General features: G+C 61.6%; 19 protein-coding genes. 8 read left to right on the top strand and 11 right to left on the bottom strand.

Annotation, left to right across the window (positions count from 1 at the left end):
* Nucleotides 1-88: 88 nt before the first annotated feature.
* Nucleotides 89-988 carry an aldo/keto reductase family oxidoreductase gene (locus M0D65_RS16835; protein ID WP_266253692.1) on the bottom strand — a complete coding sequence of 300 codons (900 nt, stop codon included), beginning with the start codon at nucleotides 986-988 and terminating at the stop codon, nucleotides 89-91.
* A gap of 151 nt (nucleotides 989-1,139) precedes the next feature.
* Here M0D65_RS16835 and M0D65_RS16830 point away from each other — a divergent pair, with 151 nt between their 5' ends.
* The 3 genes from M0D65_RS16830 to M0D65_RS16820 all read left to right on the top strand — a co-directional run bounded on the left by M0D65_RS16830 (nucleotide 1,140) and on the right by M0D65_RS16820 (nucleotide 3,885).
* Nucleotides 1,140-1,667 (top strand): helix-turn-helix transcriptional regulator, encoded by a 528-nt coding sequence (locus M0D65_RS16830; RefSeq protein ID WP_211367816.1) that lies wholly within the window; start codon nucleotides 1,140-1,142, stop codon nucleotides 1,665-1,667.
* A gap of 144 nt (nucleotides 1,668-1,811) precedes the next feature.
* Entirely contained in the window at nucleotides 1,812-2,957 is a 1,146-nt protein-coding gene (locus M0D65_RS16825; RefSeq protein WP_266253691.1) for an acyltransferase, read from the top strand.
* A gap of 16 nt (nucleotides 2,958-2,973) precedes the next feature.
* Nucleotides 2,974-3,885: a hypothetical protein gene (locus M0D65_RS16820; protein ID WP_266253690.1), complete on the top strand. Its 912-nt coding sequence runs from the start codon at nucleotides 2,974-2,976 to the stop codon at nucleotides 3,883-3,885.
* 42 nt (nucleotides 3,886-3,927) lie between these two features.
* Here M0D65_RS16820 and M0D65_RS16815 read toward each other — a convergent pair whose 3' ends face one another.
* The gene (locus M0D65_RS16815; protein ID WP_266253689.1) at nucleotides 3,928-5,940 is read right to left on the bottom strand and encodes a hypothetical protein; all 2,013 of its coding nucleotides are present in this window, start codon (nucleotides 5,938-5,940) and stop codon (nucleotides 3,928-3,930) included.
* A gap of 656 nt (nucleotides 5,941-6,596) precedes the next feature.
* Here M0D65_RS16815 and M0D65_RS16810 point away from each other — a divergent pair.
* Entirely contained in the window at nucleotides 6,597-7,406 is an 810-nt protein-coding gene (locus M0D65_RS16810) for an alpha/beta fold hydrolase (protein WP_266253688.1), read from the top strand.
* A 19-nt stretch (nucleotides 7,407-7,425) separates the two neighbouring features.
* Here the strand turns inward: M0D65_RS16810 and M0D65_RS16805 are convergent, their stop codons facing one another.
* From M0D65_RS16805 to M0D65_RS16785, 5 genes are all read right to left on the bottom strand, one after another.
* On the bottom strand, nucleotides 7,426-8,379 hold the full coding sequence (locus tag M0D65_RS16805) for a PfkB family carbohydrate kinase (RefSeq protein WP_266253687.1): 954 nt from the start codon (nucleotides 8,377-8,379) through the stop codon (nucleotides 7,426-7,428).
* Nucleotides 8,376-9,824, bottom strand: coding sequence for a cytosine permease (locus M0D65_RS16800; protein ID WP_266253686.1), 1,449 nt, complete (start codon nucleotides 9,822-9,824; stop codon nucleotides 8,376-8,378). The genes M0D65_RS16805 and M0D65_RS16800 overlap by 4 nt, the downstream gene beginning before the upstream one ends.
* 34 nt (nucleotides 9,825-9,858) lie before the next feature.
* Nucleotides 9,859-10,899, bottom strand: coding sequence for an ADP-ribosylglycohydrolase family protein (locus tag M0D65_RS16795; protein ID WP_266253685.1), 1,041 nt, complete (start codon nucleotides 10,897-10,899; stop codon nucleotides 9,859-9,861).
* 5 nt (nucleotides 10,900-10,904) lie between these two features.
* Nucleotides 10,905-11,633: a GntR family transcriptional regulator gene (locus M0D65_RS16790; protein WP_266253684.1), complete on the bottom strand. Its 729-nt coding sequence runs from the start codon at nucleotides 11,631-11,633 to the stop codon at nucleotides 10,905-10,907.
* Between the two features lie 151 nt (nucleotides 11,634-11,784).
* Nucleotides 11,785-12,810 carry a porin gene (locus M0D65_RS16785; protein WP_266253683.1) on the bottom strand — a complete coding sequence of 342 codons (1,026 nt, stop codon included), beginning with the start codon at nucleotides 12,808-12,810 and terminating at the stop codon, nucleotides 11,785-11,787.
* Between the two features lie 283 nt (nucleotides 12,811-13,093).
* On the opposite strand from M0D65_RS16785, the gene M0D65_RS16780 reads away from it, so the two are divergent.
* Nucleotides 13,094-14,452 carry an LLM class flavin-dependent oxidoreductase gene (locus M0D65_RS16780; protein WP_266253682.1) on the top strand — a complete coding sequence of 453 codons (1,359 nt, stop codon included), beginning with the start codon at nucleotides 13,094-13,096 and terminating at the stop codon, nucleotides 14,450-14,452.
* Nucleotides 14,453-14,498: 46 nt separating this feature from the next.
* Here the strand turns inward: M0D65_RS16780 and M0D65_RS16775 are convergent, their stop codons facing one another.
* Nucleotides 14,499-14,954 carry a hypothetical protein gene (locus M0D65_RS16775; RefSeq protein WP_266253681.1) on the bottom strand — a complete coding sequence of 152 codons (456 nt, stop codon included), beginning with the start codon at nucleotides 14,952-14,954 and terminating at the stop codon, nucleotides 14,499-14,501.
* A complete protein-coding gene (locus M0D65_RS16770; RefSeq protein ID WP_266253680.1) occupies nucleotides 14,951-15,352 on the bottom strand; it encodes a hypothetical protein in 402 nt (133 codons plus the stop codon). The genes M0D65_RS16775 and M0D65_RS16770 overlap by 4 nt, the downstream gene beginning before the upstream one ends.
* 412 nt (nucleotides 15,353-15,764) lie before the next feature.
* Between M0D65_RS16770 and M0D65_RS16765 the strand changes: the two genes are divergently transcribed.
* Nucleotides 15,765-16,667 (top strand): metal-dependent hydrolase, encoded by a 903-nt coding sequence (locus M0D65_RS16765; protein WP_266253679.1) that lies wholly within the window; start codon nucleotides 15,765-15,767, stop codon nucleotides 16,665-16,667.
* Nucleotides 16,668-16,671: 4 nt separating this feature from the next.
* On the opposite strand, the gene M0D65_RS16760 is transcribed toward M0D65_RS16765, so the two are convergent.
* Nucleotides 16,672-17,205: a hypothetical protein gene (locus M0D65_RS16760; protein WP_266253678.1), complete on the bottom strand. Its 534-nt coding sequence runs from the start codon at nucleotides 17,203-17,205 to the stop codon at nucleotides 16,672-16,674.
* Nucleotides 17,206-17,916: 711 nt separating this feature from the next.
* The gene (locus tag M0D65_RS16755; RefSeq protein WP_266253677.1) at nucleotides 17,917-18,846 is read right to left on the bottom strand and encodes a LysR family transcriptional regulator; all 930 of its coding nucleotides are present in this window, start codon (nucleotides 18,844-18,846) and stop codon (nucleotides 17,917-17,919) included.
* 124 nt (nucleotides 18,847-18,970) lie between these two features.
* Here M0D65_RS16755 and M0D65_RS16750 point away from each other — a divergent pair, with 124 nt between their 5' ends.
* Both M0D65_RS16750 and M0D65_RS16745 read left to right on the top strand, forming a co-directional pair.
* Entirely contained in the window at nucleotides 18,971-20,065 is a 1,095-nt protein-coding gene (locus M0D65_RS16750) for a tartrate dehydrogenase (protein WP_266253676.1), read from the top strand.
* Nucleotides 20,066-20,168: 103 nt separating this feature from the next.
* Complete coding sequence (locus M0D65_RS16745; protein WP_266253675.1) at nucleotides 20,169-21,464, top strand: MFS transporter; 1,296 nt, start codon at nucleotides 20,169-20,171, stop codon at nucleotides 21,462-21,464.
* Nucleotides 21,465-21,475 lie beyond the last annotated feature (11 nt).

Here is a 21,475-nt window from a genome sequence, read left to right as displayed (position 1 = left end):
CGCATGCGTTTTTGCCGCCGCTGAGTTGCTGGTTCGTCCAGTGGTTCTTGCAGGCAATACGCATGCGCATTGTTATGATCAAGGGTCGTTATGCAACCTCGTTACCCGTAGCCGCCTCCAGGATCGCAAACCACTCCTGCCTGTCCAGTTGCAATTCGGTGGCAGTCACCGCATCACGCACAGCGTCGCGACGTTGTGAGCCCGTTATGACGATCGGATCGGACGGAAGTCGCAGCAACCACGCGTAGATCACCGTCAACATCGAAACGTCGTGCCTGTCTGCAATCTCACTCGCTACAGTACGTACCCGCGCCGCAGCATCGTTACCCTCGGCAAAGAGTCGTCCTCCCCCTAGCGCGGACCAGATCATCGGTGGTACGCCGATGCCCTGCAATTGATCGAGTGTTCCGTCTGTGATGGTGTCTGTCTTGAACGGCGAAAGCTCGATCTGGTTGGTCGCAAGCGGCGTGAAGGTATTCATCGCCTGAAATTGCGCTGGCGTGAAATTGGACACACCGAATGCCCTGATTTTTCCAGCGCGTTTAAGCTGCTCGACCTCTCTTGCGATCTCGTCAAAGCGCATCAGCGGATCTGGCCGATGAATCAACAGCAGGTCGAGGTGATCCGTATTGAAGTTGCGCAACGAACGCTCTACGGCATCGCGAATGTGCGTTGGGTCCGTGTTGTAGTGCTTCAGACGATGTTCAGGCCGGTTTGGCGAGACGAGCGCGATGCCGGTTTTCGTCACCAGTTCGATCTGCTCGCGCAGAGACGGATGCGTCTTCAACGTTTTACCAAACGCTTCTTCAACGGCGTAACCACCATAGATGTCGGCGTGATCAAAGGTCGTGACGCCGAGCGCAAGACAATCGTCGATATATCCGCGAAGCGCCTGCTCCGACATCTTCCAGTCCATCAGTCGCCACATGCCGGCGGCAATGCGCGATAGCGTCAGCCCGTCGCGAGGTGAAGTGCGTGGACAGATCATGTCGTGATCCCTGTGTGCGGGAACGCCACGGCTTCACCGTGGGCCACATTTTGTGTGCAATACATCGAGTCACCTTTTTCGTACTATAGTGCGAATTGCAATGTGCTGCGCCGAGCCTCTAAACGCAGCGCTCAATCATAGGGACGCCGGAATGAAATCGCAACACGTTACTGACGATTCGTACAATAGTACGAATTCCCTGCCCTTGTTGCCCGCCGACGCAACGTTTGCCGATCGGCTGAGAGCCTTGATCGGCGATTCGTCGGTCAGCGCGTTTGCACGCAAGGCCGGCCTCGGCGAAGGATTGATCCGTCGTTATCTGCAGGGATCGGAGCCTGGTCTCGGCAAGGCGGAACAGATCTCGCGAGCCGCCAACTGTTCGCTGGAGTGGCTCGCGACCGGTGCGGACTTTCGCCATCAAAACGCTGAAGGCGTCGACATGGCCGCGCTTGAATCGGCGATCCGTCTGGCTTCGATCGTGCTCGGTACGCCGATGATCGTGCAGGAAGGCAAGGCAATGAAGCTTGTCGTTGCGACGTATCAATACCTTCGTGCAACGCGTCGACCCGATGGAAGTCTCGAAGAACAATCGAGTCAGGCGTTCGCGGAATATGTGGCGGAGATGTGCGGTTTGCGTCCTGCGGGTAGTGAGTCTGGGGGACGGGTGAACATCGTTTGACGAGGTACAACTCGTCGATCTCTTTTCGTCCCGATGGTTGGCAAGAGCACAGAGCGGCAAGCGGAATCCTGCAAAGATGCGAGCCTCAACAACGCGTCGTACCGATACGCGTTGTCGCGCGATCGCATCCCGACGGGAGAATCGATGCCCCACGAGAAACGCTACCAACAGCTCGACGCGCTGCGTGGCCTCGCTGCGCTCACTGTCGTCTTCTCGCATTTCACGTTGCTCGCGCCTTTGATCGGTTTGCGCCACACGCCGCTCCGGGTGTTGTTCGGCGGCCATGAAGCGGTCATCCTGTTTTTTACGCTCAGCGGTTTCGTGCTTGCCTTGCAGATCGGCGGAACACCTAAACCAGGCTACGGCGAATATGTCATGCGGCGCATTTGCCGGATTTATCTTCCCTATGCGGTGGCCGTGATCGTCGCGTATGCATGTTATGCGCTGTGCTACGCGGGGCCAGTTGCATGGGCCGGCTGGTGGTTCAACGACGGATGGCCCGCTGCTTTCCCCAACATCGAACTGTTGTGGCATCTGCTGTTCGTCTTCCCGTTCGAGACGAGCCGGCTAGACCCTGTTCTCTGGTCGCTTGTGTACGAGATGCGTATTTCGTTGATCTTCGTGCCTGTAGTATTGCTGATTTCGCGTGTGCCGACCTGGCAGGTGCTTGGGGCTGCCGTGCTGTTGTCGGTGGCGGTCTGCTGGCGTGCAATACACACCGGTCATCCGGTGATTCAGGCGAGCATCTCCGCCGAGTGGTTGCCCACGCTTCACTATCTACTGATGTTCGTTGCGGGTGCCGCGCTTGCCAAACATCGAGAGAGCCTGTCGAACTGGCTGCGGCGCATGCCCCGCGTAACGGCTGTGAGCATCCCCGCTGCCTCGCTAGCGCTGTATGTTCTGTCGCGGCCGATTTCGCTGCGGGTGTCGGGCATTCTCAGCGACTACCTGTTCGACTGGATCGTCCTGGCAGCAGTGTGCGGCATCATCGCGAGTGCGGTCGCGCTCGCGTCGTTTGCGCGGCTGCTACAGATCCGGCCACTGCCATTTCTCGGTGCAATCTCGTACAGCCTGTATCTGTATCACGCCGTCGTGCTGTTCGCGGTCGTGCATCTGCTCGGCGAACGGCTCGGCGTCACACTGTCGCTGCTCATCGCGGCTGCGCTGGTGATCCCCGTGAGTTATGCGGGCTACGTCTGCGTCGAACGACCGGCCATGCGTCTCGGTAGCCGCCTTGCGCGCAGGTTCACGATGCAGCGTGCGCTCGCTCAAATGCCGGTGCGCAATTGAATCTGTGGCGCTCATCGTGAAGACACGCGGTCTGCGCGGTGGTGTTGCAGCGTGCTGTTCGGTGCTGGCCTCATTGCTCACGCCGGCATACGGGGCATCGTGCCCGCCGATATCGCAAGGCCAACCCATCGATGCCTGGGGTGACTCGCTCACGACAGGTACGCCCGGCATCGGCGGCTTGCCTGGTACGTGGCCGTATCAATTGTCGGTGTTGCTCGGTGGCCGCACTGTGCGCAATTTCGGCGTGTCTGGACAGGTCTCGGAATCGATTGCTGCACGCGAGGGTGCACTGGTAGCACGTGTGAGCGTCGAGGGCGGTGAAGTGCCGGTCGATGGCCCCATACCGGTCACCGTGACGAACCATCTGTCGATTCCCGGTGCAGGCGCCGGCGACGTACACGGTACGCTAGACGGCATCCCCGGAAAACTCGCGTACACCGCGAACTATCACCACATCTTCGTTCGCGATACCCCGGGCGCGTCGTCGTCGAGCGTCCCTGCGGACAGTCCGTTCATCGTCGACGACCATCGCTGCGACGTCAGCGTTATCTGGGCCGGACGCAACGACGTTAGCGCAGGCCAAACGACATATACGGTGGACAACATTGCACGGATGGCGGCACGCATCGACGCGGGCCGCTTCATCGTGCTGTCCATCACGAACAGCGCGGACGAAGAACGAGGTACGCCTGGCTACGCAACTGTGACGGCGCTCAATCGCGCGCTGGCAGCGCGCTTCCCGCACAACTTCATCGACATACGCTCCGCTGTGATTGCCCACGCGAATATGAGCGACGCAGATCAACGAAACCGAGAGGCCGATGTCGTCCCGGTTTCGCTGCGGATCGACAACCTGCATCTGAACGCGGAGGGTTACCGGATCGTCGCAGAGCAGGTTGCCGGATTCGTGAACCGGCGCGGCTGGTAGCTTAACGGCGCACGCATGTGTATGTGCATCCGCCCCGTCAGATCACTTCACAAGACTCGTAAAATTCCCACTCGGATACGCCGTATTCATCCAGTTCGCGAAGCGATTCAACTGCGAACCATCGACGCCTTCACCCCGCATCAACGGAATGCGCGTAAAGGCCCACGAAGGAAAGTTCGCGACGGTCGGTGTCGGCCCCTGCAAGGTCCCTGGCACATAGTTGCTCCAGCACAGCGAACGGATGCTCCAGCCGCAGCCAACCTCGCCCGAAGCCGGATTCGCGCCTAGACGCTGCCACGTCGAAACATCGAAGCTCGTCGTGCGATCGAGCCACGTCGTCAGGAACGCATTGACTACGGCTTGCTCGGTGGCAGGCGCAACGCCTTTCCAGATACCCGACTGGCCGAAGTCCCACACATCCATCGGGCTCGTATCGCGCGTCGTCCAGCCGCGGTTCACATCGGTCACGCCGACACCGTTATCCATCTCCTGCGCGCCCTTCACGACGAATACGAGTTTGCGCGCCGGTTCGGTGCGTCCGCTCGCCGCCGACAGATCGTCGAACAACCCATACGCGTACTGCCAGTCGAGCGGCAGATGCACCAGATGCGCACCGTTACCGGGATTCAGCAGCAACTGCATTTCGTACCACTGGTTGGCCTTCGTGAGATCGGCCACCGGACTGCCGAACATGCTGTTGTTCACCGGGAAGCCGAGAATATGCGGCGACACGTTGAACGCGAAGCGCCAGTAGCCGCACCAGCCGCGTGTTTCGATCTTCGGTGCGTTATGGGCAGCCCACGCCTGCGGGCACTGCGCCTCGAGGTTGAAGTCCTGCGCAAGCTCCCATGACTTGATTAGTTGCCATTGCGCGGTCGCGTACAGGTTCTGCTGCTGCGGGACGGTGTAGGCCCCTGTGGTCCCTTCATTCGGCGGCGTGAAGTCGGAGCCGAGTTCGTTGCCCCAGTAATACAGATCGTTGAAGATGTCGCCGGTGTGGCCCGTTGCATATGACGCGCCACCGGCAGTCAGTTGCGCGCGCATATTGTACGTGGCGTTACCCGTCCCTTCGCCCGCGTACTGCTTGTTCAGATTCGAGTTCGTGAAGTAGTCGCCCCACGCGTCCTTCGGATGAACATGCGGCACCCAGTGGTTCCAGTCCGGCAACTGCAGGCTGATCGGGATCTCGCGTGCGTTCAGATGACTGCCCGTCGCGATCGCATCCTTGCTGATGCCGTTCGGGAACACCGTGTTAAGCGTATCGATGTCGTTGTCGGACACGCTCTCGAGCCCCGCGCCGCAGGTCCAGTTGCGCACGTCGCCGGCATCGAGCCCGGGGCCTGGTTGATACGGCGGATTCCACGGTCGGCAATGCGGCCCCGGCACACCTAGCGTGCTGTTCAGACTACGGATATAGCTCGCGATCTGCGCGCCCTGCCCGCTCGTCAGCCCGTGAAACTGCGCGCGCACGGCAATCGCGTAGTTCGAGTAGTTGAAACGCTGCAGGTCCGAACCGTCGGCTGCATGGCAGTCCATGCAGTGCGCCTTGAGCACGTGGCCCACATTGATCGGCGACTCGACCAGTTGAGCGCTCTGCCAGAGTTGCTTGCCTGTGGCGATATCGGCGGCTGAAGAAAGCGGCGGTGTCCAGCGGGTGGGATCGTCTTCGGTGAAGCTGGCGCTACTCACCAGTTGGTTGCCCGATGCGTCGAGCAGATTGAACGCCAGCACACGGTAACCCGACGTGATCCCATCGGTCTTGTTGAAGCGGAAGCTGACAAGATTCGCTCCGTTGACGGCGCCACTCACCGGCACGCTCAGCTTGAGCGTATCGAAGCCACCGCCGATGCCACCGTAATAGCGCCCCCCGCCTTCGATCGTAACGTTTGCGTTGGTCAGGTCGACCCACGGCCCGTTGTTCACCTTCACCGAGCCTTTGGCGTCGTACGAGAGGTTGTTCGCCTGCAGCCACAGGCGCGCTGTTGCGCTGCCATTCGGCGCGCTCACACTCACCGTGACAACCGAGCCGTCCACACCCAGCACTTCCAGCGGCAATGCGGTCGCGCCGGCCTGTGTCTGCGGGGAGGTCGGATTGGTTGGCCCTGTCGAGAGGCCAGTCGGGTTGCTCGTGGGTGCCGGATTCGCAGTCGATGCCGCCGCGGACGGTGTGCTCCCGCCTCCACCGTTACCGCATCCGGCAAGATCTAATGCTGATATCGCAATTGCGGTCACCGCAAAAATACGCAAAATGCTGATTATCTTATTAGCCATCTCGAACGGAACCCAGGTTATACACGAGGGCGCATCTTATACTCTAAATTATTATCCTGGTTCGTTATCAAGGCCACACTTTCATTCAGTTACATTTTCATTGATCGCATACTTATTTTCATCGAAGAGAGTGCGGATGTTTCGCCTGCACCGCCCTTAAGCAAAGGCTATCAGCGGATATTTCAACCGCTTTTTGAGAAGAAACAGAAGTAGGAAATTCGCAATCCGCGAAATTTAATTAAAATCAACAATACGCGAATTTCCTGCCCGCTCATCCATATATCAGCACCTTGTTATCTCCAAGGTACGAATAATATCTTCAGATCTTTCTTCACATAATTCAAACACCACTCGAAGAAGTAAAACTGTCGGCCACAGTCGATGCACCACCAGACGCGCTATGCTGATCGGCCTGTCGAACCTGTCCACCTGGAACTCACATGCCGACGTACGACGACGACCTCACGACCTTCGCGGCACAAGGTGCCGCACCGCTACCTTCCGCCAACGAACAGGGCTACGTGGAACACGACGGCGCACGCATCTGGTATGCGACCTACGGGTCCGGGCCAGCGGTCGTTCTGCTGCACGGAGGGCTAGGTCACGGCGGCAACTGGGGTTACCAGGTTCCGGCGCTCGTTGACGCCGGTTACCGCGCCGTACTCGTCGATAGCCGCGGCCACGGTCGCAGCACACGCGATGCGCGGCCGTACAAATACGAGTTGATGGCATCCGACGTGCTGGCCGTGATGGATACGCTGCAACTGCAGCGCGCCGCCGTGGTGGGCTGGAGCGACGGTGCTTGCGTCGCGATGATCCTCGCGATGCAGGCACCTGCGCGGGTAGCCGGTGTGTTCTTCTTCGGCTGCAACATGGACCCGAGCGGCACGAAGGAAATCCTCGAGCCCGGGCCAGTGCTTGAGCGTTGTTTCGCACGGCACGCCAAGGACTATGCGCAACTGTCGGCTACACCCGATCAGTTCAACGCCTTTGTGGCGGCAGTCACGCAGATGATGCAGACCGAGCCTAATTACTCGGCGCACGATCTCGCTACCATCGCCGTGCCCGTCGCGATCGTGCAGAGCGAGCACGACGAATTCATCAAGCGCGAACATGCCGAGTATCTGGCGCGGAGTATCCCTGGCGCAGAACTGATCGTGCTGCCGGGTGTGAGCCATTTCGCGCCGTTACAACGGCCGGATGAGTTCAACGGCGTCGTGCTTGCGTTCGTAGATAAGGTGCTTGCCTGATCGCGGTGAAGCGTCGTGATTACTTCGAAGCGTTCCGTGCGAGGAACTCATCGATCTGCGCAGCGGACGGTGCCGTAGCCGGACCGCGACGCGTGACGGCGATCGCAGCCGCTGCATTCGCGCGACGCGCCGCGCTCTCTGCATCCTGTCCCGATGCAAGCGCCGCGAGAAATACGCCCGCGTGTGCGTCGCCGGCACCGTTGCTATCGATCGATTCGACAGCAAATCCAGGCACCTGCACGCTACGGCCCGCATACACCACGTGGCATCCCTGTGCGCCGTCGCGCACGACGGCAAGTGCATCGGCAGCTCGCAATCGCGATGCAAGCACCTGCTGCGCCTGCGCAATCGATTCACTGCCCGTGTATCGCAACGCCTCACGACGATTGCTGGTCCAGATCGATACCTTCGCGATTAAAGCACTCAGCACAGCCTCGTCGATCGAACCGACGAGTGGACCCGGATCGAATGCGATGCGCACATCGGTAGGCAAGGAATCGAGCCACTCGAGCAGCACCGCCCGCTTGTCCGCGTTGAACAGGCTGTACCCGCTGACGTAGACGATATCGTGTGCAGTGACATGCAAACCATCTAGCACGTGTCGTTCGAGATGCACTTCGGCGCCGAGGTGCGAAACGAAAGTTCGTTCGGCGGAAGCGTCGACAATCGCGACGCAGATGCCGGTGTCTTTGTCCTCGACCGGTGCGCCTGCTATCTCCACACCTTCATGCGCCAACGCCGCGCGCGCCATGTCGCCAAAACGGCCTCGTCCGTGGCCGCCCGGGTAGACCACCTGCATGCCGCTGCGCCGCGCGGCCGCCATCACGTTGAAACCACCGCCCACCTCGAAGCTTGCCGACGAAGCCAGCACGTCGCCACCGGCTTCCGGCAAGCCGTCTACCTGCATCACGAGATCGACGATCACCTGGCCTGTATGAATGAGTCGCGATGGACGAGACACCTGCTGCGTCATGCCGGTCTCTCCATCAACGTGCGAGCGTGGCGCGATCCACCGAGCAGCGCGTAGCCGCCGGCCGCAACAACAAACGTCACGATCCAGCCTAGGCCATTGCGTCCAAGCCATGAATCCGCGAACGGACCGTGAAAGCCGCCCGATCCCACCGACAGGAAGCAGAACCCAAGCACGATCGCCACAGCCCATGCGCCCACTGCGCGCCATTCGACACCGCCGCGATACCAGTACGCACTGGTCGGGCTCACATCCAGCAACGCATGCGGCAGATAAACATCGCGATGAATCAGATCCACGATGAAAATGCCGACCCATGCGGTGATCGGTACCGCCAGTAGCGAAATAAAACCGATGAAGGGTCCGTAGAAACTACCTGCGATCAACATGAAATAGATCGAGCCCGAGAAAATCACGACCACATCGACGACCACCGCTTGCACGCGCTTGACCTTGAGTCCGAGTGTGAGCGTCGTGAGGCCCGCCGAGTAGACCGACAGATAGTTCGACAACAACAAGCCGCCGAACGCCGTGATCAGATACGGAATCGCCATCCAGTTCGGCAGCATCTCGCGGATCGCCGCGATCGGGTCGGTCGCGGAAGCGAAATGATCGTTGCCGACAGCGAGCAGCGCGCCAAGCGTGACGAGCAGGATTAGCGGAATGCCGGCACCGAATGCCGCCGATGCCACGAGCGGTGGTCCCTTCACATCGCGCGCCTGGTAGCGCGACATGTCGGCGCCCGCATTCGCCCAGCCGATCCCCGTACCCGCGGCAATCGTGCCGATACCGATGATGACCGCGCTAGCCGGTGCCGGCCGTACCGCGAACACCGCGGTCCAGTCGACCGTCACCACGAGGAAACCGGCTACCAGCAGATTGAGTGCGCCGAACACATACGTCGACCACTTCTGGATCACGAGCAGCGTCGCGTGGCCGAGCCCCGAGACGATCAAGGTCAGCACGACGAACACGGCGATAAAGAGCAGCGTCAGAACCGGCGCATCCTTCGCGGCGGCTGGCGTGCCGAACGCGATGGTCGACAGCGACAGCAGCACGAACGCTGCGGTGGTCGTGTTGACCGTCTCCCAACCGAGACGCGACAACAGCGACACGATGGTCGGCCCGATGTTGCCGCGCACGCCGAAGATCGCCCGCGACAACGTCAAGCTCGGCGCATGCCCGCGACGGCCCGCAATCGAAATCACGCCGACAATTGCGAACGAGCCCGCCGCACCGACCGTCGCCACCAGCAACGCCTGCCAGATCGCGAGATGCTGGAACGCGACCAGCGTCGCGCCGAGCGGCAACCCGAGAATGCTGATGTTGGCCGCGAACCAGACCCAGAACAGTTGCAGCGGATGGCCGTTGCAATCGCTTTCCGGGACCGGTTCGATGCCGCGTGCTTCGATCTTGCCGGCACCGGTTGACGTGACTGACGAAGCCATCTGGGCCTCCAGAGGTTGAGGAAAAGTGCGTGGCTTATGCGGACCGCGCGCGCAACGCGAGTAGTTGCCCGACGAGCGGGTCGAGGTCGAGCTTGCTGACCCGACGCACTGTGTCGATCAAATCCTGCGGCAACGCGCGATAGCCGGCGCACGCGCCGAGCATCGCGCCAAGCATTGCGGCAATCGTGTCGGTGTCACCGCCGAGGCTCGCCGCAACGCCAAGCGATGCGCTCACGTCGATGCCACGCCGCGCTGCGTCGCTAGCAAGCGCGAACGCCGCCACAACCGACTCTTGCGACGCCACCGATGTCCCGATCACGTCGTACAGTTTTTGCGGAATCGCATCGGCGGGACCTTGTGCGACGAATTCGCGTGCCCAGCGGATGCGCTCGCCGATGCGACCGCCTGCTACCCAGTAGCCATGCGCTTCGCCGGCATCGGCTAACGCGGCGCCCGCATCGAGCGCCTCGGCAAGCGATGCACCTTCAATCCCCGCCGACACCGCCGCGGCAACGGCCGCCGCGCTCGCAATACCCAACGTTGTGTTGTGTGTAACGCGACACGACTGCACGACTGCATCGATAAAGGCAGCGTGATCGTGTAAGTCCGTGGCGATACCCACGGGCGTCACGCGCATCGCGGCGCCGTTAGTCGTACCGAAGCGGCCCGATTGATCGGGTGCCTCGCCGTCGATGATCATCTGGATCGCTCGCTTGGTCGACGGGCCTAATAGATCGAGCGAGCCGCGCGCTTTCATCGACGCTTCCCATTCGATCAGGCGCTGCGCGAACATGCGTGGTTCGATCGTGCCCTGGCCGGCCACCAACAATTCGCCGACCAGCACCGCCTGTTCGGTATCGTCGGTAATCGAACCGGCCGGCATACTGGGCGCGATCGGTTGATCGGCGCGCGCATCCTCGAGCGTCGTAATACGGCCGAATTGCGCCACGATCTGCGCGCGACTCAGCGATTGCGTCGGCATGCCGAACGCATCGCCGAGTGCGAGCCCGTAGAAGGCACCGCGCGCACGTTCGATGCGCTCCTGCGCGGATGAAGTTGAGGTAAGCGTAGACATCGACATCAGAATTCCAGGTGTAAGGCAAAGTGAGCCGGATCGAGCAAGCTCACCACGTACTCGATGATGCGATCGTCGCGATCGCGCGTGAGGCGCCGCGACTTCAGGAACGATGTGCCGGTGCGGCGTTTTAGCAGCCGCGCGTCCGGCGCCTCCAGCGCAACGACTTCGGCCCACTGCTCGCCGTGATGCGGCACCATCCCGTGTTCGATCAGCGTGCGATTCAGCGATCCGCCGACCAGTCCTTCGAGCGGCAACGCCGCGAGTTCGTCGTTAAACGGCAGACGGCTGCGTTCGAGCGAAATACACAACGCGTCCTTGTCGATGAGCCGCATCCGGTCGATGGCGACGAATGCGGATGTATCGAGCTTCAGTTCGCGGGCCAGCGCCTTGTCCTCGATGATCGCGATCTGCAGCAGCCGCGTATGCACGTTGCCGCCCGCGCGTTCGAGCGCCGTATTCCAGCCGAGCGAACCGTCGATCGCGCGGCCGTTGAACGTGACGAACGAACCGATGCCACCTTTACGCGTAATCAGGCCGCCGTTCGTCAGCAGATCGAGTCCCTTGCGCACGGTGTTTCTGCTAACCGCGAAACGCTCCACCAGCTCGCTTTCGCTCTCGAGCTGCTGACCGAACGGCAGGCGTCCGGTCAGGATCTCGTGCTCGATCGTCGCGGCCACCATGTGCGCTTTCGACCGACCGACTTCAGCCGCTTTTGCTGCCTTTCGTACCATCTCGCGACTCCCATGAAAAAACGCTGCGCACGCTGCGAACCAGCCATCGGTCCGTGCGATATCGCGCCTTCTGAAAGGCACAAGTATGCACATGTTTTCCGGGCTACGGCGCGACGCATGTACCTCGATCGAGTTCATCGGCGGGATGACATCAGAAACGGTGGACTACGCCGAGCTGGAAGCCGCGCGCATCGGCACCGGGATAGGCAAGCGGCAACCCGGCATTCGCTGAACCCGCGAGCCGGTACGCGGCCTGACCGCGGTTCTGCAGAAAGGAAAGCGCACTGTAAATGTTGGTGCGTTTCGATATGGTGTACGTGTAGAGCGCACCGACCTGGGCGGCGTTGTTGCCCGCGCCTGTTTCGTCATGCAGATACGTGTAGCCAAGCGCGAAGCCGCTTGCGGGCGTGATCTGATAAAGCGCCGACACGCCATACACGTTCACATCGAGTCCGAGGTCGAGCCACTTCGAGCCGCTCCAACCGGCGAACAGCGTGGTCTTGCCGATCTGGTACGAGGCACCGACTTCCGCGGTGCGATCGGTGGCGCTGCCGTCCGCGTTTTTTACGGCCTGGGCTGCGGCAATCGCGGAAAACGGACCGTTCGTGTAAGTCACGTCAGCCTGATAGCTCGAACCCGCCGAACGTAATCCGCCCGCATCGCCGAAGCCCGCGTAAATGCTGAACTGCAACCCGGCCAGTGTCGGCGACGTATAGGACAGCGTGTTACTGGTGCGGACCGTGAAGGTCATCATGTTGCTGAAACCCGATGCCTGGGTCGCCGCACCGAACGCATCGAGGCCACCCTGGTCGTTGAAAAGCGGCGAGTTTTGCCGCCCTGCCCGCACCTCGCCCCACGCTCCGGACATGCCCACCCACGCCTGGCGATTAAACATCGTACCCGGCGACGCGAACGTGCCGTCGTTCGGATTGAAACCGTTCTGCAGATCGAAGTTGATGCGATTGCCGCCGCCGATATCCTCGCTGCCGCGCAGCCCGATACGGCTCGCCCATTGCCCCGATGAACCGATTGCCGGTGTATAGCCGTTGCCGGTATTCACGTACTGGAAGAACTCGTCGACGATTCCGTACAGCGTCACGCCCGATTCGGCGTGTGCAGCCAACGGCATCGAACACACACTGAGTGCGAGCAGCACGGCCGGCAAGCGACGGTTCATCGGGGTTCTCTGCGAGGTCGGTTGAAAGAACGGGTTTTACCTAGACTTTCCTGCACCTTATAAAAAGTACAAGTAGGAACATGTTCCGTAGATTACGAGGATGACCTTCGTGCGGTCAAGCACGAATCGCCCAGGGGAAACCAGCACACACCACTGCAGTCGCGCTTATTTTTCTCACGCATATCGATGCGCAAAATGCTTGGTGGCGGCGCACGCAGCAGCGGCCGAGAATATTCATCACCCGGGCGAATGATCCGCCCTGCTCTCTCCAGCGAGTTCCGTCTTGAACGCCCGTGCCCCACGTCATCTGCATCTGAACGTCAACATCCTGCATTCGGGTTTCGTCCCGTCCGCCTGGCGTCTGCCCGGCGCCGATCCGCGTGCGTTCATCGACGTTGCCCACTACGTGCGCGTCGCGCAGATTGCCGAAGCCGCGAAATTCGACGCGGTGTTTCTCGCGGACAACGCATCGATCGCCGATCAGATCGACTTTCGTCCGATCACCGCGCTCGAGCCGACCGTGCTGCTCGCCAGCATCGCAGCAGCAACCACGCACATCGGCCTGATCGGCACAGCGTCGACGAGTTACAACGAGCCGTACAACATCGCGCGCCGCTTCTCGACGCTCGATCACGTCAGCGGCGGACGTGCCGGCTGGAATATCGTCACGACCGCCGATGCCGGCTCCGCGCGAAACTTCGGCCTCGACGCGGCACCGGACCATGCGCAGCGTTATGCACGCGCCGCGGAATTCACCGATGTGGTCAAAGCGCTATGGCAGAGCTGGGAGGACGACGCGTTCATCGGCGACAAGACAGGCGGCCGCTTCATCGATACGGACAAGGTGCACCCGGTCGCGCATCGCGGCGAATACTTCAACGTGCAGGGAGCGTTGAACCTGCCGCGCACGCCGCAGGGGTATCCGGTGCTGGTTCAGGCGGGTGGATCGGCGGATGGTCGCGATCTTGCCGCGCGTCATGCGGAAGCGGTTTTCTCCGCGTCGCAATCGTTTGAGGAATCTGCCGCTTATCGCGGCGATCTGCTGGCGCGTGCCGCTGCGCATGGCCGGGGACCTGAGGCGATCCGGGTGCTGCCCGGTCTGACGACGATCGTCGGCGCAACCGAGGCCGACGCGCTGCGGCGCCGCGACGAACTGGTGGAGCTGATCCCGTGGTGCTACAGCTTGACGCGTCTTGCCGGCACGCTGGGGATCGCGCCCGAGCGTCTGCAACTCGACGAACGCTTGCCGGACGATCTGCCGCTACCGGCTGCGGGCAACGGCAACCACACGTTCTTTCACGCGACGCTCGCACAGGCTCGCCAGCATGGCTACACCGCGCGGCAGTTGATCCGCGCGCTGGCGGGCGGCGGCGGACATCGCGTCGTAGTGGGTACGCCCGAACAGATCGCCGACGACATCGAGCGATGGTTCAGAGGCGGTGCCGCCGATGGCTTCAATCTGATGCCCGATGCACTGCCTGGCGGCTTGCAGGACTTCGTCGACGGCGTGGTGCCGATCCTGCAGCGGCGCGGTCTGTTCCGCACGGAGTATGAAGGGAGCACGCTGCGCGAGCACCTTGGGCTCGCGCAGCCGCCCGACCGTCGCACTTCACAGCAACGGCGGGCGGCTATCGCAACATGACGATGGCGATGGCGCCTTACCGGCGCATCCGGTCGCTACGCTGCGGTTAGTGCGCCGGTACGCAGTCGGGACCCAGCTTCACCATCTGCTTGTCGAGGCGCAGACGATTGCCGCTTAGCTTCACCGGCCCCGCGAACGAAGCGCTTTTCCACAGGACGTCGCAACTCGTCGCATCGATCGCATAGACGACACGGTTGCTGCCGGAATAGGTGGTCACGAACACGTGTTGACCATCCGTATAGATCGGCCGCTCGATGATGCTCACATCCGGATCGACCGAGCACGATTTGCCCGACGGACCCGTGAGACTCATCGGTCCAATCCACGCCGTCGGTTTCTCGCTCGGGTCGCCTGAGCCGAGATCGATGGTCACGTGCCGCGCGCTGACCTTGCCGGCACCGGGGTCGACCTCGGAGTAATGACACGTTTGCGCAATGGCAACGTTACCGGTTACCAGTAACCCAGCGATAAACAGGACTTGCCTGAAAGCTTTCGTAGTCATGGGCGGATTGCGTAATATTGAACGCTAGCAAGATCCGTATGCTTCCACGAATAATTGAGCGCAGTATTTTTACGCCCGCTACCGCCATATCGTCCCCAATAAGCGAGCGGGTAGGGTTTCGACACGCCCGGCATGATAATCGCGACATGCCCGTGGGGAGTCGCTTTCAAACCCGCCACCACCAGATATCCGAGTCCGGCATAAGCCACTGCCTTGTCTTTATCCGTGCCGAGTTGCGACCAGGGCGCCCCGCTCATGGTACCGACTAGCGCGTTTGCATCGCCTGTCAGTGTCAAGCCCAGATCGGCGGCGACCGCCTTGAGGAACCCGCTGCAATCGCCCTTCCAGTCATCCCAGTGGTTCTCGCACAGGGTTTTGATGTCTTTCTTGTCGGCCATTATCCTGGTCCATTATGCGTGGGACGAGCAGCTATTCTCGCCCGGGATGGAATTGAACTGCTCCTTGTTACACATCCTGTACTTCGCTTCATGTCGCGTCGCGCTGGTTTTTATCAATACAGCGATAAACCAGAAAATCTGCCCCGACAGAGACATCCGGATTATAGCGACGTCTGCTCGACTGTGAATGACGAGATGGTTAAAGAAAATCAATAATTGCAGTTTTTTGCGGCTAGACATCCTGTTATCGGGCTATCGCGCCCTACCGGCGCGATCGGCAACGGCCTCGTCGGCCGCCCCTAGTCGGGCACCTCTACATGCTGGATCACCGTCTGGACAAATCGATCCGATGGTGTACCATCGAACAATTACATCGTTCAATGTAACATTTAAAGATGGGACGGAGACAGCCATGGCCGATGAGAGCGCTCATCACACAATCAAGGCACGCCACGTCAAGTTCGACTGGAGCAACACGCCGGTTCAGTGGATTCCTGGCGATCCGTCGAGCACGCACATTATCAACGTGCTGAACCTGCTGTTTCCGGCGGGTGAGCTATGGTTCTGCCGCGTCTACAACAAGACGCTGCCGCTCATCACCGACCCGCGGCTGCGCGAAGATGCAGAAGGTTTCCTGCGCCAGGAGGCCGTACATTCGCGCTCGCACGCCGGCGTGCTCACGCACTACTACAAGGTTCACGGCATCGACACGCAGCCGTTCACCAAAGAACTCGACTGGATGTTCGGCAAAGTGCTCGGTGAAGCACCGCTCGGACTGAAGATCGGCCACACGCGGTTCTGGCTGCGTCAGCAGCTCGGCATCATCGCGGCGCTGGAACACTTCTTCGGTTATCTCGGCAACTGGGTGCTCAACGCCAGGGGGCTAGACGATGCGCACGCCGACCCGACGATGCTCGATCTGCTGCGCTGGCACGGCGCGGAAGAAGTCGAGCACCGCACGGTCGCATTCGATATTTTCCGGCACATGGGCGGCAGCTATCTGGAGCGCTGCTTCCATATGTTTACGACCATCGTGCTGCTGTTGCGCTTCTTGATGCGTGGTGCGCGCTTCATGCACCGGCGCGATCCCGATGCCGGCAAGTACCGCGGTTTTGCCCTTGCATGGCGCGACGGCGCGCGCCGTAACTGTCTGCCGTCATTCTGGAAAATGCTTGCCGCTGCGCTGCGCTATTTCAAACCGGGTTATACGCCGCATCGCGAGGGCTCGACCGAACAGGCACTCGCCTATCTCGCCACCTCGCCGGCGGCACAGGTCGCTGCGCACGGCGGCGCGTGGGTGCGCGACGCTACGTGAGAGGCTACGAGCCGGGCGGATCTTCGCCTTGCTCCGGCGCCGGTGCGGACGGACCCTCGCTTTGCTCCGGCGCAGGCGCCGGTGAACGGCGCGCCCACGGAAAACGCCACTCGCCTACCGCGAGCCGCTTCAAGCGCTTGTGAGCGCCTTCCATCACGTACATCGGCGCAGTGGAGAACTGGCGATCGTAGATCGTAACGAGTCTACCCAGCGCCACGCCGTCGGGCTCGTCGACCTGCCACGGCTCGTCGGTCGAACAACGCTCGACGCAGCGCTCGAGTGCGCCCTGCACCTCGCCGTACAACGTGTCGGGGCCGAACGCGAACCCCGCCTCGCGCAGGAAGTAACTCAGGCAGGCAATCGCAAACAATTCACGGAGCAACGCCCGGTTTCCGTTGCCGCTCCGGCACGCTGCCACCGCAAGGTGATTGCGCAGCGAAAGCTCGCGCGCCGATGCGGCGGTGGGCGGCAGCAACTGGGCTTTGGTCAGCGGTGCGCCCCCGATGCGATACGCGTCCAGCTTCTTTGGTCCATTCATTGCCGGTCGCCCCGAGGTGGGCGGCGACCTTCGCGTGGCGCGCTCATCGTTTGGTTCATTTGTTCATCGACGCGAGTTGATTCACGCATCGTCTCCGTCGGTTACCTTCCGGTCCCTGACATCAATATTAAAAACATCCGGATAATCAACAGCCTGCGGGACATGCCCTCGATAGACAAGTAACGCTGTCAGAAACGAATATCTGTCCGCGCGTTTCAACGAGTCTGTGCGAAATAGTTTCACGAAGTCTTTCCGCGCGTCTTCTGTCCGGCACTCACGTTACCTACCGAAGAAGTGGCGCAATCCCGTTAGCTGACGCGGCTTGCCGCCCGGCCCCCCGATACCGCCAGTATCTGCTTGATCCACCAGGATTCCCCATCGATTGGCGCCATTCCATAGCGTATGGCCGACCTCGATATATCGCTCCGGATTCGGCATGCTCGCCTGCTTACATTTAACATTTTGCAGTTTGAAAGCAGCTGATCCACAGGCCGCCGCCAGTATATAACGCGAGTACATAAATCCTGGCAGTCGGGCCGTGGTTTTTTAAATCCACGAACCCTCTCCATATCTACCCGCCTCCACAACAGGCGTTATCCCCACCGATAAACGATGAGGATGAATAGATTATTAAAGACAGATAACGATTTCACTAAGACATCGCGCGTCGATCTGCACTTATTACTCGACTGTCGATTTTCCGGGTCACAATTACCGGATTAAATCAGACGCAGGTTCGTGCAGCGTATGCACCAGAAAATCGACAAACGCTTTCACGCGCGCGGTCATCTGCAGATGCTGTGGGTACACCGCATAGATATCGGCGCCCGGCGTCCGGTAGTCGGGCAGCACATGCACGAGGCGACCGTCGCGCAGATAGTCTGCGATGTCCCACTCCGCCCGCATCAGGATGCCGTGGCCATCGAGCGCCCACTTCACCGCGATCTCGCCGTCGTTGGTCGTCAGGTTGCCGCGCACCCGCACGGTCTCGGTCTTTTCCGTGGCACCGCGGCCGCTCGTCAGACGCCAGAGGCCATAGCCGTCGTCGCCCTGGCGAATGCCGATGCAGTTGTGCCGCGTTAGCTCATGCGGATTTTTCGGCGGCGTGCGGCCGACGAAATACGCAGGCGCCGCGCACAGCAACCGCCGGTTCGGCGCCACGCGCCGCGCGACCACACGCGCATCGGGCGGCTCGCCGAAACGGATGCACACGTCGAACGCATCCTCGCTCAACGCAGGGGGATCGACGGATAGCTGCAACTGCACGTCGACCTCCGGATAGCGTCGCACGAACTGCGAGATTGCCGGCGCGATATGACTGCGCCCGAAGCCGAGCGTCGCGTTGACTCGCAACAGCCCGCTCGGCGCCGCGCGCGATCCGCTGAGCAGTTGCCCCAGCTCGTCCATGTCGGCGAGGATCCGCCGTGCGCGCGTCACGTACAGCTCGCCTTCGGGCGTGAGACTCATCCGGCGGGTGGTGCGGTTCACGAGCGCGACGCCCGCGCGCGACTCCATCTGCGACAGATGCTTGCTGACCGCCGCGGTGCTCAGGCCAAGTTCGCGCGCAGCGGCCGTCAGACTGCCGCTTGCGGCCAGCACCGAGAAAAAACGCAGATCGTCAGGCTGGATCGAAGAGGCCATTGCAGAGCCCTGATTGCAACACTGATTGTCAACCTGAGGTTAAGGATGGTTTAAGTCTAGCAACGTTCGTCGCGACGTCGCGCGCTCTAGCATGGCCGGACACTCATTAGGAGACGCTCCGCTCATGAAGACCTATCGCATCGCAACCATCCCCGGCGACGGCATCGGCAAGGAAGTCGTGCCGGCCGGACAGCAGGTGCTCGAAGCACTCACCGCGCAAGGCGCGGCGTTTCGCTTCGAATTCGAGCACTTCGACTGGGGCGGCGACTATTACCGTCAGCACGGCGTCATGATGCCGGCCGATGGGCTCGACGCGCTGCGCGGCAAGGACGCAATCCTGTTTGGCTCCGCGGGCGATCCGCAGATTCCCGATCACATCACGTTGTGGGGCCTGCGTCTGAAGATCTGCCAGGGCTTCGATCAATACGCGAACGTGCGCCCGACGCGGATTCTGCCCGGCATCGATGCGCCGCTCAAACGGTGCGGGCCGAACGATCTGGACTGGGTGATCGTGCGCGAAAACTCGGAGGGCGAATATGCCGGTGTCGGCGGCCGTGCGCACCAGGGGCATCCGCTCGAAGTGGCCACCGACGTTTCGATGATGACGCGCGTGGGTGTCGAGCGCATTCTGCGGTTCGCCTTCCGGCTCGCCCAGTCGCGTCCGCGCAAGCTGCTCACCGTAGTGACCAAGAGCAACGCGCAGCGTCACGCGATGGTGATGTGGGATGAGATCGCCGTGCAGGTATCGAAGGAATTTCCGGACGTTACGTGGGACAAGGAACTCGTCGATGCCGCGACCGCGCGCATGGTCAATCGCCCGGCGAGCCTCGACACGCTGGTCGCGACGAACCTGCACGCGGACATTCTCAGCGATCTGGCCGCCGCGCTCGCCGGCAGTCTCGGCATCGCGCCCACTGCGAACCTCGACCCCGAGCGCCGCTATCCGTCGATGTTCGAACCGATCCACGGTTCGGCCTTCGACATCATGGGCCAGGGCCTCGCGAATCCGGTCGGCACGTTCTGGTCGGTCGTGATGATGCTCGAGCATCTCGGCGAAAGCGCTGCTGCGCGCGCAGTGATGTCTGCGATCGAACAGGTCACTGCGAACCCTGCGCTGCACACCCGCGACCTCGGCGGCACGGCAACCACCGCGCAGGTTACGCAGGCGGTCTGCTCGCTGCTTGCCGCTCATCCGGCGCTCGCGTCGCAGGCGGCCTGAGTCGCGCGCAAGCGAAACCGCGCGTACATCGTGCGGCGCGTGCGGATAACACACCTATAAACGCCCGGACGAATCCGTCACGGGCGCATCGATGGAGACGAGCATGACCAACGATCTGCAAACGCAGGTCATCCGCAAGCTGACGCGGCGCATCCTGCCGTTCGTGATGCTGCTTTACTTCGTCAGCTTTCTCGACCGCGTGAACGTCGGCTTCGCGGCCATTACGATGAACCGCGAGCTCGGCCTGACACCGGCGATGTTCGGCCTCGGCGGCGGCATTTTCTTTCTCGGCTATTTTCTGTTCGAGGTGCCGTCGAACCTGATTCTCAACCGCGTCGGCGCGCGCCTGTGGATAGCCCGTGTGATGGTGACCTGGGGGCTGCTCTCGGCCGCTTCGGCGTTCGTGGTCGGGCCGCATTCGTTCTACGCGCTGCGCTTCCTGCTCGGTGTGGCGGAAGCAGGTTTCTTCCCGGGCATCATCCTGTATCTGAGCCAGTGGTTTCCCGCGCGGCAGCGTGCGATGGCCGCTGCGGCATTCATGGCGGCGGCACCGCTGTCTACCGCGATCGGTTCGCCGATCTCCGGCGCGCTGATGCAGATGTCTGCGTTCGGCGGCCTGCACAACTGGCAGTGGCTTTTCATCATCGAGGCGATTCCGGCGGTCGTGCTCGGCATCGCCGTGCTGCGCCTGCTGACCGATTCGCCGGACAAGGCAAAGTGGCTCACGCGTGACGAGAAAGCGTGGCTCATCGCCGTGCTGCGTGAGGAAAGCCTGCAACGGCATGCGCAGCCCGGTCATACCGGCCACGCGCTCGGTGCGCTGCGCGATTCGCGCGTGTGGGTGATGTCGTTGATCTACTTCGGCACGTCCGCGGGGCTCTATACGCTGGGACTGTGGGCGCCGCTCATCATCCGCCAGTTTGGTTTCAGCGCGTTCGGCACGGGCGCGCTGAACGCGATTCCGAGCGTGCTGGCCGTCGTCGCGATGGTGCTGTGGGCGCGCCATTCGGATCGGACCGGCGAGCGTACGTGGCATATCGTCGTGCCTTGCGTGCTCGCTGCCGTCGGTCTGGTCTGGGCCGGCTTTGCGCAGTCGGCCACCGGTGTCGTGCTGGCGCTCGTTGCGGTCAACGTCGGTATCAGCGCGGCGAAAGCACCACTGTGGGCGATGTCGAGCACGTTCATGTCGGGTGCGGGCGCTGCGGCGGGCATTGCGATGATCAACTCGATCGGTAACCTGGGCGGCTTTGCCGGTCCCTTTGCGATCGGCTGGTTGAAGTCTGCGACCGGTGGTTATGCAGCGGGACTCTTTGCTGTGGCCGGGAGTCTCGCTGTCTCCGCGATGCTGACGCTGATGATCGGGCGGCGTGGGTATCGGGTGGCGTCGGCTGTGCATTGAGGGAAGCAGCG

It is taken from the genome of Paraburkholderia sp. CHISQ3, assembly GCF_030464945.1.
Lineage (GTDB): Bacteria > Pseudomonadota > Gammaproteobacteria > Burkholderiales > Burkholderiaceae > Paraburkholderia > Paraburkholderia megapolitana.
This window is presented reverse-complemented; position numbering and strand designations above follow the sequence as displayed.